Origin of the sequence: Aquimarina besae (assembly GCF_042434905.1) — a bacterium.
Classification (GTDB): domain Bacteria; phylum Bacteroidota; class Bacteroidia; order Flavobacteriales; family Flavobacteriaceae; genus Aquimarina.
Window position 1 is genome coordinate 3,238,564 of sequence record NZ_CP170199.1, and the last position, 13,931, is coordinate 3,252,494.

The 13,931-nt window shown below is 33.2% G+C and carries 9 protein-coding genes; 4 read left to right on the forward strand and 5 right to left on the reverse strand.

The window, feature by feature from the left end; all coding sequences use genetic code 11:
- The first annotated feature begins 109 nt into the window (after positions 1-109).
- Genes ACE94K_RS14195 through ACE94K_RS14205 form a run of 3 tightly spaced genes read left to right on the forward strand, consistent with a single transcriptional unit; the run spans position 110 to position 2,428 of the window.
- The gene (locus tag ACE94K_RS14195) at positions 110-952 is read left to right on the forward strand and encodes a 1,4-dihydroxy-2-naphthoyl-CoA synthase (protein WP_378173470.1); all 843 of its coding nucleotides are present in this window, start codon (positions 110-112) and stop codon (positions 950-952) included.
- Between the two features lie 31 nt (positions 953-983).
- On the forward strand, positions 984-1,781 hold the full coding sequence (locus ACE94K_RS14200) for a hypothetical protein (protein ID WP_378173473.1): 798 nt from the start codon (positions 984-986) through the stop codon (positions 1,779-1,781).
- A 29-nt stretch (positions 1,782-1,810) separates the two neighbouring features.
- Positions 1,811-2,428: a hypothetical protein gene (locus tag ACE94K_RS14205; protein WP_378173475.1), complete on the forward strand. Its 618-nt coding sequence runs from the start codon at positions 1,811-1,813 to the stop codon at positions 2,426-2,428.
- Between the two features lies 1 nt (position 2,429).
- Here the strand turns inward: ACE94K_RS14205 and ACE94K_RS14210 are convergent, their stop codons facing one another.
- A complete protein-coding gene (locus ACE94K_RS14210) occupies positions 2,430-4,844 on the reverse strand; it encodes a thiamine pyrophosphate-dependent enzyme (RefSeq protein ID WP_378173478.1) in 2,415 nt (804 codons plus the stop codon).
- 495 nt (positions 4,845-5,339) lie between these two features.
- On the opposite strand from ACE94K_RS14210, the gene ACE94K_RS14215 reads away from it, so the two are divergent.
- Complete coding sequence (locus ACE94K_RS14215) at positions 5,340-6,044, forward strand: hypothetical protein (protein ID WP_378173480.1); 705 nt, start codon at positions 5,340-5,342, stop codon at positions 6,042-6,044.
- 7 nt (positions 6,045-6,051) lie between these two features.
- On the opposite strand, the gene ACE94K_RS14220 is transcribed toward ACE94K_RS14215, so the two are convergent.
- From ACE94K_RS14220 to uvrA, 4 genes are all read right to left on the reverse strand, one after another.
- Positions 6,052-8,835, reverse strand: a complete 2,784-nt coding sequence (locus ACE94K_RS14220) for a metalloprotease (RefSeq protein WP_378173483.1) — start codon at positions 8,833-8,835, stop codon at positions 6,052-6,054.
- Between the two features lie 38 nt (positions 8,836-8,873).
- Positions 8,874-10,124 carry a T9SS type A sorting domain-containing protein gene (locus ACE94K_RS14225; RefSeq protein WP_378173485.1) on the reverse strand — a complete coding sequence of 417 codons (1,251 nt, stop codon included), beginning with the start codon at positions 10,122-10,124 and terminating at the stop codon, positions 8,874-8,876.
- Between the two features lie 38 nt (positions 10,125-10,162).
- Positions 10,163-10,852, reverse strand: a complete 690-nt coding sequence (locus tag ACE94K_RS14230; protein ID WP_378173488.1) for a TIGR00730 family Rossman fold protein — start codon at positions 10,850-10,852, stop codon at positions 10,163-10,165.
- A 109-nt stretch (positions 10,853-10,961) separates the two neighbouring features.
- Positions 10,962-13,802, reverse strand: coding sequence for an excinuclease ABC subunit UvrA (gene uvrA, locus ACE94K_RS14235; protein ID WP_378173491.1), 2,841 nt, complete (start codon positions 13,800-13,802; stop codon positions 10,962-10,964).
- Positions 13,803-13,931: the final 129 nt, after the last annotated feature.

The following is a 13,931-nucleotide window of genomic DNA, read 5'->3' on the forward strand; positions in this document are numbered from 1 at the left end:
TTTAATCAAAATCTGTAGCATTCTATTTTTTAAACAAATTTAACGGGGTCTACAGTATAGATGAATACGATATATTGTATTATTTTTGAAAGCATAAATAAAATATATAATGAGTTCAATAAACTGGAAAACTGCTAAAGAATATCAAGATATAACCTACAAAAAATCAAATGGTGTAGCAAGGATTGCATTTAATCGACCTGATGTACGTAACGCCTTTAGGCCACATACAACCAGCGAATTGTATGATGCTTTTTATGATGCTCAGGAAGACACTTCAATAGGAGTGGTGTTATTGTCTGCAGAAGGTCCATCTACCAAAGATGGTGTCTATAGTTTTTGTAGTGGTGGAGATCAGAAAGCAAGAGGTCATCAGGGATATGTAGGGCAAGATGGAATGCATAGGTTGAATATTCTGGAAGTACAGAGACTGATTAGATTTATGCCAAAAGTTGTTATTGCTGTGGTACCTGGTTGGGCTGTTGGAGGTGGACATAGCTTGCACGTAGTGTGTGATTTAACATTAGCAAGTAAAGAACACGCGATTTTTAAACAAACAGATGCTGATGTTACCAGTTTTGACGGAGGGTACGGATCTGCATATCTGGCCAAGATGGTTGGACAGAAAAAAGCACGCGAGATTTTCTTTTTAGGAAGAAATTACTCTGCACAAGATGCCTATGAAATGGGGATGGTCAATGCAGTCATTCCTCACGATGAGCTAGAAGAAACCGCGTATCAATGGGCACAAGAAATATTGGAAAAATCACCAACCTCTATAAAGATGTTGAAGTTTGCTATGAACCTTACAGATGACGGGATGGTGGGACAACAGGTTTTTGCAGGAGAAGCTACACGACTAGCTTATATGACCGATGAAGCTAAAGAAGGTAGAAATGCGTTTTTAGAGAAAAGAAAACCTAATTTTAAAGACATTAAGTGGATACCATAATTTAAATGTAGCTTTTAATCTGTAATTTAGAATGAAAAGTAAAGAGGACGAGTTATTATCAGTACAGTATAGGATTGAAAAATCCGGAATGAAACAGCAAAAGTTGGAAAATCGACTTGTTTCTATATCCGAAGAACTTAAGAAAAGTAAACGAAACAGTCTTGTTTTTATGATTTTCTTTTTTGCTGTTGTTATCCTGATGGGAGGGGGAATGTTTTATTTAAGTCAAGACAAAACTCTAATTTCTGAGGATTTTGAAGCAAACACACAGTCAAAAATAAATGAAGTACAGAAAATTAATGATTCACTAGAAAAAGAATTGACGAAACTTAAATCTGATATTGCGGACTACAAAAGTGGATTAGTTTCAAATAAAGATAGCTCGCTAATAGAAACAGGTGTTAATGAAAATATTACTACTCCAATCAACAACGATACGATCAATAAATCAAAATATACAAGGCAACATTGTTATGTTAAAAAGGTATTTAGAAATAACGGTGTGATTTTTATCGAGGCTGATTTTATTGAGTATTTTACAGGAAAAAAGGCTGTAGAAAAAGCTAAAGAATATAATGAAGCCGAATATGATATAGATAAAAATGGTGATACTTTATATTTTTTGTACGACAACTATTATGTTTCTAATGCAAATACAAATCTTAAGAGATTGGAATTAAACGATAAAGTCCGTATTCAGGATATTAACCAAATCTCCCGAGGATTTCCATTAAAAGCCTTTCAGAAAATTATAGCGGATAATCCCATTATGATTTTAGAAATAAATGATGGAATTGTGTATAAAATTACGAAGCAAAAATTGCCATAACTCTAATTAAACTCTAATCCCCAAGTAAGATGCCAGATATTAAAAATGAAGATCTTTTATCGCTACATTATCAAATCGAAAAAGCTGAGGTGGAGCAGAGAAAACTAGAAGATCTTTTGAATGATAGATCTGCAGAACTTAAAAAGAACAGAGCATCCAAGATGATGCTAAAAGTACTTTGCTCAATTTTATTGATATCTACGATTGCTTTACTGATCTATACAATATTTTGGGTTGATGACACGAATGCAAATACTATTGTAAAAAATAAAGAATTACCTTCATTTCAATCAGAGATCGATGTGCTTAAAAATCAATTAAAAGATTTGGAAAAAGGTCAAAAAGAGCTTCAAAATATTAAAGATCTCTATTTATACCGAAGCCTTATAAATAAAGATACTGTTTATTCGGTTCAGATCCAGTCTTTTACAAAAGATAAAGTATCTCCTTTAGTTTCAGAAAAATTTACCAATGCTCTTTTTTATAGTGACACTTCTTATTTTAAATTGAGCTTAGGAATATTTGAAACGCTAGCAGAGGCTCAGGAATTTAGAAAAATTTTACTCCAGTCTGGTATCATTGATAGAAATATATTTGTTATTTCTTATCAAGACGGAAAACGTATTCGAATAGAAAACCCTTTTTAAATTATCTCAGTTTTGGATATTCGCTTGGGTTCACTTCATTCATAATATTATAAACTTTCTCGAAAATATCTTCAGTTGATGGTTTACTGAAATAATCCCCATCCGTACCAAAAGCTGGTCGATGTGGTTGCGCACTTAATGTTTGCGGCTCACTGTCTAAATATTGATAAATATTTTGTTCATCAATTAATTTATGCAGTATATATCCTGTTGCTCCACCAGGAACGTCTTCATCAATAATGAGTATTCTATTAGTTTTGGCTACACTTTTTACGATATCGTGTGTTAAATCAAAAGGAATTAAAGATTGTACATCGATTACCTCAGCACTAATTCCAACCGATAATAGCTCTTTTGCAGCTTGTTCCACTAATCGCAATGTAGATCCATAAGAAACCAAAGTGATATCGCTTCCTTCCTTAATGGTCTCCACAACTCCTACCGGAGTTCTTATTTCTGAAAGATTTGCTGGCATTTTTTCTTTGAGACGATACCCATTAAGACATTCAACAACTACCGCTGGCTCATCACTGTCCATTAAGGTGTTATAAAATCCAGCAGCTTTAGTCATATTTCTAGGTACTAGAATGTGAATACCGCGTAAAAGATGTATCAAACCTCCCATTTGAGAGCCCGAATGCCAAATTCCTTCTAATCGATGTCCTCTGGTTCGTACGATTAAAGGTGCCTTTTGTTTTGCGAACGTTCTATATCGTAAGGTTGCCAAATCATCACTTAATCCTTGGATGCAATATAAAATATAATCAAGATATTGTATTTCGGCTATTGGCCTTAGTCCTCTCATAGCCATACCGATTCCTTGTCCAATAATGGTGGCTTCTCTAATTCCAGCATCAGAGATTCGTATATCTCCGTACTTTTGTTGTAATCCTTCTAATCCCTGGTTTACATCTCCAATCTTACCACTATCTTCACCAAAAATAAGAGCTTCAGGAATTCGACTAAAAATTTGATCAAAATTATCTCTAAGTATCAAGCGGGCATCAACAACTTCTGCATTTTCTGTATACTCGGGTTTTATTTCTTTAATTTTGGTTACATTACTGTCGAAATCATTATATAAATGATCACTATATTTTGGCTGTATTTCGTCTATATAATTATTAACCCAGTTCTGAAGCTCAGTTTTTTCAGGAAAATCTTCCTTTACAATATAGCGTAACACTTTTCTAGTAGCTTCAAGGATATCCTTTCTTATGGGTTCGTCTTTATCGGCTAATGTTTTAATAAGCGGTGAAATAAAATTTTTATTAGCGCTTTTTGCCACCACAGCATTTAATCTTGCAATTGCCTGTTCTTTTTCAGCTTTAATTTCAGATATATAAGCATTCCAAGCACTAGTTTTACCTTGTCTTACTGTTTTTTTACATTCCTTTTCTAACGCTAATAATTCTTCTGCAGTAGCAATATTATGATCAATGATCCACTCTTTAAATTTTTTATTGCAATCATGCTCACGTTCCCAATTCAATCGTTCCTCGCTCTTATATCTTTCGTGAGAACCAGAAGTAGAATGACCTTGAGGTTGGGTAAGCTCTTTTACGTGTACGATAACGGGAATATGCTGCTCTCTTGCTAAATCTTCGGCAGTTTCATAAGCCTCTACCAACGCGGGATAATCCCAACCGTTTACGACAATAATTTCATATCCATCGTGTTTTTCGTCACGTCTGAAACCTTCTAATATGAGCGATATGTTCTCTTTAGTGGTTTGATGTTTAGCATGGACAGAAATACCATACTCATCATCCCAAATACTAATAACCATAGGTACTTGTAAAACACCTCCTGCATTAACCGTTTCCCAGAAAAGACCTTCACTAGTACTGGCATTTCCGATAGTTCCCCATGCTACTTCATTTCCATCAATAGAAAAGTTAGTATATCCTTCAACACTTTTTTCATTTCGATATACCTTTGATGCCTGAGCTAATCCCAGTAATCTTGGCATTTGTCCAGCGGTAGGAGAGATGTCAGAACTGGAATTTTTTTGTTTCGTTAAATTTTTCCAGGAACCATCTTCATTAAGGCTGTGGGTTGCAAAGTGACCACCCATTTGTCGGCCTGCAGCGAACGGTTCTTTTTCGATATCTGTATGTGCATATAAACCAGCAAAAAACTGTTCTACGGTGTACTGATCTATCGCCATCATAAAAGTTTGATCTCGATAATATCCTGATCTAAAATCACCATCTCTAAAAACTCTTGCCATTGCTAACTGAGGCAATTCTTTTCCACCACCAAAAATTCCGAATTTAGACTTTCCGGTAAGAACTTCTCTTCGTCCTAACAAACTACACTCTCTACTTATTAAAGCGATTTTGTAATCTCTAAGTATTTGATTCTTATACTCTTCAAAAGAAATATTAGGTGTAATAGTTGTTTCAGGCTGCATGTGAACGATATTTTACGGTGCGCAAATTTAGCTAAAATCTATACCATTTCCAAGAGAGAAAGTATTAAAGTTGTTACGGATTATTCAAGTAAATTGACTTTTTATTAAGGAATTCTTTTTTAAACCTGTTTTTTTAAGACTTGATTAACAAATATTCAAAATTTTCACATTTATCTAAATTCAAGTTTGATTGTGCTAAATAGGATCTAATTTCGTATTAAAAAATTGAATTGTTGTAAGTTATAGACTTATAGATTTATAGATTGTTTGTTTCTATAGAGTTGATTGCTAAAAGTTTAATTAGATTTTACTCAGGTAACAATTTGTTGAGATCTGTTTTTTTATCGCTTTTTTGAATCGTTCTTTTTTTTGCAAGTCGTCTTAGAAAAGAAATAAATTAAAACATAAATTAAAACAAATAGTTACTATTATTACAGGTATGATGAGGATTTTTTTTAAATTGTTCTCCAACCAAATAATAGTAAGCTTATATTTTTGAAAAGTCTAAAAACCACGGATATATTATTTTATATAGCTTTTGCAGTAGTTATAATAATTACTGTTTTTTTTGATAGAAATTATTTGGCTTATGCACTACCAATGATCATTTTTTCGATCGGAGCCATCTATTTTGAACGCGCTATAAAAATAAATATATGGTACGTCCTGAGTTTAGTTTCAATGATCATTTGTGATGTTTTAATTTATACAGATTTTATCAAAAATTTTTCCTTTATCTGTATACTAACGGCACTTTACTTTTTTTTCTGTACGCTGGCTTTGAGAAAGTATTTGGTAATTGGAAAAATCAAGAAAAACACATTTTTATCTGCTCCAATTTTGGTTTGTAGTGCATTGGTTGCGTATTTGATCTATTCTATCTCTCAGCTATTAATGGAAGTAGTGAAAGAGGCTATTCCGGAGGTTGTCTTTTGTCTTTTTAGTTCTACCACGTATATTTTAGTAGCCTATTTAATCTACATGCAAGATATGTACAAAGAAGGTTTAAAACTCATCATAGTGGCATTTCTATGCATATTTATAGTATCACTATTGCCTATCAATGAAATATTCTATCCAAGTGATATTTTTACTGTATTTATTAATGTTGCCCATGTATTAAGTTTATATATTTTTATGTTATTTTTAGTAGAAGATAGTCCAGAAAAAGTAACAGTGGCAGAAGAAAAATATTTGTAGTAACAAGCTAATACCATTCTCTTGTAAAAAGTCCAATCAGGGTTTGCGGACTTAGCGTAATGATAAACCTAATTTTTTCATCATAATTAGGTTGATTTATTTCAAAACCATTATTGGATACAACCGGAAAGAAGAGTTCAAAATAATCAGCAACCAGACTTACTCTTACACCTGCATCATATACAAATTTGGGAGATACTCCTTTATTCTTTACAAAGCCTGCATCTCCATAGGCATAAATCCAATTCCAAATATTTGTATTGGCATTAAGCGTTGTGATCCATTGATTGGCAAAAGGAAATTCTAATTGAGATTTAAATCCTCCTTCAGCAATAATTATTTGTTGACTTACCAGACCGGTTTCTTCACTTCTTCCTAAATAACTAAAATCAAAAAGATAATCTGTGGGTCGATCAAGTGCAAAACTGAAAAAATCTCCATCTTTTTCAGTATCATTATACAAGAAAGCACCGGCAAAAAACCGAAGATTAAGTTGTCTATTATTTAAAAATAATTTTCTGTAATTAATTGTGGTAGATAGCTTACTAAAATTTTTAGCAATTTGATAATCAAGTAGGTAAGATGTAAAGTCTATTAAATTAAAGTCAGAATAACGATATCTTATATTAAACACACTATAATCAGGTGTTTCTACGGGATTGTTATTATCTCGCTCTCTAAATACATTTACACTTCGTATAGATAGTCTTTGTGTTTCGTTAGATCTTAGATCTTCTGGTCTCCAGTAAAAATCAACAGAAGGAGAGAAGCGTCTAAAAAGTAAATCGGGTGCATAACTAAACATACTGCCACTAAACGCATATTTGATTTGATACAGATCATAATCTGCAATTTGATGTCTATATTGAAAAAATGCAGAACCGATTAGTTTTTTTGATAGAAACCCATAACTAGGTGTGATTCTGTAATCAAAATCTCTTCTTATAAATGTTTTATTATAAAATTTGGAACCAATAGTCAAACCATCATAAACGTTAAACTCGAACTCAGGGATGTAAAATATCTGACTACGTGTTGGATCTTCTATATCTTGTAAAAACCTGAATTGTATAGGTTTGTTAAAAATACCTTTTAGATTTCGATGATTATTTCTTCGGTTAATTTCAGGAATATTTTGATCATAGTCCAATACCAACTTATCTAGATCTTCATTAGCAATTCTTACTTTTTTACTTCCTGTAATTCCTGTAACCCAAGTTTTAGAAACTAATTGTCCGTCTCTTAACCCTGCGAGAGAAACCGGCATGTAGTTGTTTCTTTTATTCTTTATAGTAACCTCTAGAGAATCTTTTTTCTTTTTTACAGATTTAATTTTAAAGTCTAATTTTTCATTAGTAGGGATAAAATCTTCAAAAAACCAGTCAATATTTTTCGGAGTTAGGTCATTTAGTATTTTTTCGAATTCTTTAGAGTCAGTTGGTTTTAAAGTGTTGTTGGTATAATATTCCTTTACGGCATCTGCTAGAATATTATCGTCTTCCAGGTAGTCTTCTAAATATTTAAAACCAATTCCTGCTTTATAAGCATTTGCAATATTTTTGTTGAACTTGACCAGTTTATCTTGTGGTTCTGTTAGTGGCTGATCCAGAAATAGTCTGGCCATGTTCTTATATCCTAAAAAATATTGATCATTAAAATCTAGGTCTGCAGCGTGAAACCAACGAATACCTATGACTTTACTTAAATTACCTATGATTTTCATATTAGGATAATACTGCTCTGTATAAGCCATCATCAAATAGATGTGTATAGCATCTTTTATCCAAGCATCATATCGAGGATTAATAAGTAAAGTTTTTTCTAGGTAACTTTCTGAAATAGATTTTAATTGTTTGATTTCGTACTGAAATCCATCGGGAAAAGGTCTTAAAATATCCGGTAATTGGTTTAAACCATATACAGGATTATTTTTGTAATCATTTTCTGAAACCAAAATTTTGTCAAAAGGGTAGGGACCTAATCTATTTTCCAGAAACTCAATAATTCGTTTTGTTGCCACACTTTTCATTTCGGGCATCAAATCGTTATCTTCAATATTGCTGATAAGCTGTAGTCCATTCATTTGAAAATCATAGAACGAATTATTCCTTTCTAGATATAGATTTACTTCATTTCTATTCTTACCAATCAATTGTACTGTTTTTGTTGGACTATTGGGATCGGTTAATTCTTCCTTCGTAAATTCACTACTAAGATGATATTCTGATGGTATGGTTAGTTTTATCGTGTAGTCTGCTAGTGGAGCATAGAGGTCATCAAGATCTTTGTGGCTATAAATATTCCATTTAGAATCATATACCGCTGGCACAATATGCCAGTATTTAAGACTAAAATCTCCATTTCGATGATATCCGTAACGAGTAAATTTTTCACTGGGTAGTTTTACTCTGTAGTTTAAATGAAATGTGAAACTTTCATTGGGTGTTAACGGTCGATCCATTTCGACTTTTATAATATCAGGAGTTTGATGATATCGCATCCAGGTAAGTGCGCTTTTCGAAGTATCTATAATGGATTCAATAGTAGTGGAGCCACGTTCATCGTCCTTCGCAAAATAAAACCTTCTCAAGAAATCTTCAGAAAAGCGTTCGCCTAAAGGTGTTGTTTTACTTTTAAAGCTATTTGCCCAATCGTGTAAAAAAATCTCTTGTAACGTATCCTTTGATGAATTAATATACGTTATTTTTTGCTGTATTGTTATGGTTTTATTTTTAGTGTCCAGATCTCCAATAATCGCTATATCGTGCTGGGCTGTAACTGCCTGCATCATCAAAAACATTATAGTAATATGGGATATTCTGGAAAAACTCAATTTTTCTTCACAAATTTAATGGTGTTATTACCAGTATTGACAGGAACAAGATAATATATGCCAGCACTTAATTCAGAAACCGAAATATTTATAATATTATTTCCATTTGTCGAAAATGATTTCATTTCTTGCCCTAAGGTATTATATATTTTGAAATCAACAGGCGTAGAGTTATTATTAATTTGTAAAGATAGCTGAGTGTCTACTAGCGTTCCACTTATCAATTCTATCTTCCGAATACTTTCTGTAAATTCTGGTGTGCTAAGAAATTGTTGATTCGTTTGTAATTCCATAACAACTGGCAGATGGTCACTCATAGTGTACAATGCATCTCTTAAAGTGCTATCAAATATACCTGTACAATCAATATCGTCTATTCTTTGATTAAAGCAATTACCGTTATTTCCAAAAGCCTTATAGGTATTTGGTATGTATTTTAATTCGGTATTATTCATCATATTCTCCGACACCAAGATAAAATCAAATCGATCATCCAATCCGCCGCCGCTTCCAAAATCATCAAAACCCTCACTACTCAGCCGTGTACTTTGTGTATGTATAGCTGTAAATGTATTATCACTGCTCCAATTACCGGGAGTGTTAATAGGATCCACCATAGTAATTTTATTACTTACGTCTATTAATTCCTGATATGCTGGTTCATTAGAAGAATATAGGTTAAAGTCTCCTGCAAAAATTACGTAATCATTTTCGTCTAAATTTGCATAATTATCAGTAAATGCCTTAACCATATTAAGACGTTTTGTTTCATTATCAGATCCTCTACTAGCTTTGAGATGTGCTACAAATACTTCTATTCTGATCGGGTTGTTTATCTGATCTTCTGATATTAATTCTAATGTATACCAATTGATATCCCTAATCGTAGTGATTAGTCTTTGACTTTGGATTAAAGTAAACTTCTCATTGTTATAATATAATAACTGGTGTAATTCTACATCAGAATTGGAGAAATTACTTAAGAAAGGAGCACTGGAGTAATTATCGTTGTCATCATTTAATGAATTATTTAGTATTTCATTACCTCCATCTTCCGTTTCTAATTCACAAATCATAAAAATATCAGGTTCATAATTGTCGATAATTGTTTCTAATATTTCTTCTCTATTTTCTGGTGGAGCGGTAGGGTAGTTCAATACATTGTAAAACATAGTTTTTATAGTAGCCTGCCCAAAACAAATTTGAGCAATAAAAAACGTGACGACTATTATTAATGATTTTTTCATTGTTGAGTTTGTTGAGTTTGTGCGAGACGAAATGTTTTCTAAAAATTTGGGCTTAGATTGTATTCTCCATAGAATTTATCTAAAATATGCAATACTTCTTCTGGTGTATCTACCACGTGAATCAAATCCATATCTCCTGCGCTAATATTACCAAATTTATCCAAAAGCGTGCTTTTAACCCAATCGATTAGTCCTCCCCAGAATTCTGTACCAACTAAAATAATAGGGAAAACGGCAATTTTTTTGGTTTGGATTAAAGTAATCGCTTCAAAAAGTTCATCAAGTGTTCCAAATCCTCCGGGCATTACAACAAATCCCTGAGAATATTTTACGAACATCACTTTACGAACAAAGAAATAATCAAAATCAAGGCTTTTGTCACTATCGATATAAGGATTGTCGTGTTGCTCAAAAGGCAAATCAATGTTGAGGCCTACGGATGTTCCACCACCTAAATGAGCTCCTTTATTACCTGCTTCCATAATACCAGGACCACCACCTGTGATTACACCATATCCGTGTTCTACAATTTTTTGCGCAACGTCAACAGCGAGTTGATAGTATTTATCATCAATTTTGGTTCTTGCAGATCCAAAAATGGACACACAAGGTCCAATTTTACTCATTTTTTCGAATCCATTAACAAATTCACCCATGATCTTAAAAATAGCCCATGAGTCATTTGTTTTTATCTCATTCCATCCCTTATGTCTTTGTTCTTTTCTCATATATTGTTTTTTTAAAGCTTTTAGAGTATTACTAAAGCGGCTTTGATTGGTTGTTTATTTATTTAATTTTAAAGTGAAGATGAAACTTACTTGTCATCATCTAATATTTCTACTTGCTGTACTCCAATTCTTTTTTTAAGAACTTTGCAGTATAGCTTTTTTTGTTTTTAATAATTTCTTCAGGAGTTCCTTTTGCTACGATTTCTCCACCGTTTTTTCCGCCTTCGTATCCAATGTCGATAATATAATCAGCCATCTTTACAACATCCAGATTATGCTCTATAATTAAAACGGTGTTTCCTTTGTCGACTAATTTATTTAATACCTCCATTAACACTCTAATATCTTCAAAATGAAGTCCAGTTGTGGGTTCATCCAATATATAAAAGGTATTTCCGGTATCTCTTTTTGATAATTCTGTTGCTAGTTTAATACGTTGCGCCTCACCACCGGATAAGGTGGTTGATTGCTGCCCTAAGGTAATATATCCCAAGCCAACACTTCGGATTGTTTTTAATTTTCTGAATATTTTAGGGATTTGTTCAAAAAACTCACAAGCTTCATTGATGGTCATTTCTAATACATCAGAAATAGATTTTCCTTTGTATCTAATCTCAAGCGTCTCTCTGTTGAAACGTTTACCCTGACATGTTTCGCATTCTACATAAACGTCTGGCAGGAAATTCATTTCAATTACACGTAATCCGCCACCTTTACAAGTTTCACATCTACCACCTGCTACATTAAAGCTAAAACGCCCTGGTTTGTAACCACGGATCATAGCTTCAGGGGTTTTTGCAAATAGGTTTCTAATTTCTGAAAATACACCAGTATATGTTGCAGGATTAGACCTGGGTGTGCGACCTATGGGTGATTGGTTAATGTCAATTACTTTATCGGCGTGCTCTAAACCTTTGATTTTTTTGTAAGGCATAGGTTTTTTAACACCATTAAAATAATAAGCATTAAGAATAGGGTAGAGAGTCTCATTAATAAGTGTAGATTTTCCACTACCCGAAACTCCGGTAACTGCTACCATTTTACCCAAAGGAATATCGATTGAAACGTTTTTCAGATTATTTCCGGTTGCTCCGGTTAACGAGATTTTTTTACCATTTCCTTTTCTTCTCTTTGTGGGGACTTCAATTTGTCTTTTACCACTCAGATAATCAGCCGTTAACGTATCGTGATCTTTTAGATCTTCCGGAGTTCCTTCACTTATAATTTCACCACCGTGTTTACCGGCTCTTGGCCCGATATCAATTACGTGATCTGCTCGCTCAATCATATCTTTATCGTGTTCTACAACGATAACAGAATTACCGATATCCCTAAGTTGTACCAATGAATTGATCAATTTTTCATTGTCACGTTGATGTAATCCAATACTGGGTTCATCTAAAATATACAGTACACCTACTAATTGAGATCCTATCTGAGTTGCTAAACGGATTCTTTGTGCTTCTCCGCCAGATAATGATTTGCTACTTCTGTTTAATGATAAGTACGTAAGTCCTACATCAATTAAAAATTGTAGTCTGGCGTTAATTTCTTTTAGAATTTCTCCGGAAATCTGTTTTTGTTTTTCACTAAGTTGATCAGGAAGTGCCCGAAACCAATCTGCCAACTCGATAATATCCATGTTAGATAGGTCCGCTATACTTTTTTCACCAACTTTAAAGTATAGTGATTCTTTGCGTAATCGGGTTCCATTGCATTCGGGACACTTTATATTGTCCATAAAATCTTTTGCCCATCTTCTTAAAGATGTAGAATCATTATTAGTATATGTATTATCAATAAAAGTAGCTATTCCTTCAAAATCAATTTTATATTCTCTGGTGACTCCAAGTGTTTTACTAGTAACACTAAATTTTTCTTTTCCACCATAAAGTATAATTTCCATGGCTTCCTCAGGAATATTTATGATGGGATCACTTAGTTTAAAATCAAAACGTTGCGCGATTAATTCAAGTTGCTTAAAAATCCAGTTATTTTTTTGTGGTCCTTGCGGAACCAAACCACCATTTTTAATAGATTTAGAATTATCCGGAATGATCTTTTTGACATTTACTTCATATAGATTTCCTATTCCGTTACATTTAGGGCAGGCTCCTTTAGGTGAATTAAATGAAAAATTATTGGGTTCTGGATTAGGATATGAAATTCCGCTTGACGGACACATCAAATTTCTACTAAAAAATCGTGCTTCCTGAGATTCTTGTTCAATCACCATCAATACATCATCACCGTGGTACATGGCTGTATTAATCGTTTCCATCAGGCGTTTAGAATTATCCTTATCATTACTAACGGCAAGGCGATCAATCACAATTTCGATATCGTGAGTTTTGTAACGATCCAGTTTCATCCCTTTAGTAATATCTATGATCTCACCATCGGTACGAACTTTTACAAAACCTTGTTTCGCAATTTGCTCAAAAAGTTCTCTATAATGTCCTTTTCTAGAGCGTATAACAGGAGCAAGAATGTTTATTTTTTTTCCATTAAAATCATTAAGAATAAGGTCTTTGATCTGCTCATCGCTATAACTAACCATTTTCTCACCAGTATTGTAGCTATAAGCATCACTACCACGCGCAAACAAAAGTCTTAAGAAATCATATATTTCAGTAATGGTTCCTACAGTACTTCTTGGACTTTTACTAGTTGTTTTTTGTTCAATGGCAATAACAGGAGAAAGTCCATCAATTTTATCTACATCAGGTCGTTCAAGACTTCCTAGGAATTGTCTTGCATAGGCAGAGAATGTTTCAATATACCTGCGTTGTCCCTCGGCATATATCGTGTCAAAAGCTAAGGACGATTTACCGGATCCAGAAAGACCTGTTATAACCACTAGTTTTTCTCTAGGTATGGTAACGTCAATATTCTTTAAATTGTGAACTCGTGCCCCTAAAACTTCAATATTTTCTTCTGATCCTGCCATAAATTTTAACCAAGATTGCAAATGTAGTTATTTGAACTGTGTTAGTAAAATGGCACTGGCTTTTACAATTGTTAAATAGGTGTTATAATTTTTTGAAACAAGGCAGAATTAAGTCAGGATACTTTTATA

What these genes read in the sequence shown, in the direction of transcription:
- ACE94K_RS14195 (WP_378173470.1), top strand. Translation starts at nt 110, where the DNA reads ATGAGTTCAATAAACTGGAAAACTGCTAAAGAATATCAAGATATAACC.
- ACE94K_RS14200 (WP_378173473.1), top strand. Translation starts at nt 984, where the DNA reads ATGAAAAGTAAAGAGGACGAGTTATTATCAGTACAGTATAGGATTGAA.
- ACE94K_RS14220 (WP_378173483.1), bottom strand. Translation starts at nt 8,835, where the DNA reads ATGATGCAGGCAGTTACAGCCCAGCACGATATAGCGATTATTGGAGAT.
- ACE94K_RS14205 (WP_378173475.1), top strand. Translation starts at nt 1,811, where the DNA reads ATGCCAGATATTAAAAATGAAGATCTTTTATCGCTACATTATCAAATC.
- ACE94K_RS14230 (WP_378173488.1), bottom strand. Translation starts at nt 10,852, where the DNA reads ATGAGAAAAGAACAAAGACATAAGGGATGGAATGAGATAAAAACAAAT.
- ACE94K_RS14210 (WP_378173478.1), bottom strand. Translation starts at nt 4,844, where the DNA reads ATGCAGCCTGAAACAACTATTACACCTAATATTTCTTTTGAAGAGTAT.
- ACE94K_RS14225 (WP_378173485.1), bottom strand. Translation starts at nt 10,124, where the DNA reads ATGAAAAAATCATTAATAATAGTCGTCACGTTTTTTATTGCTCAAATT.
- uvrA (WP_378173491.1), bottom strand. Translation starts at nt 13,802, where the DNA reads ATGGCAGGATCAGAAGAAAATATTGAAGTTTTAGGGGCACGAGTTCAC.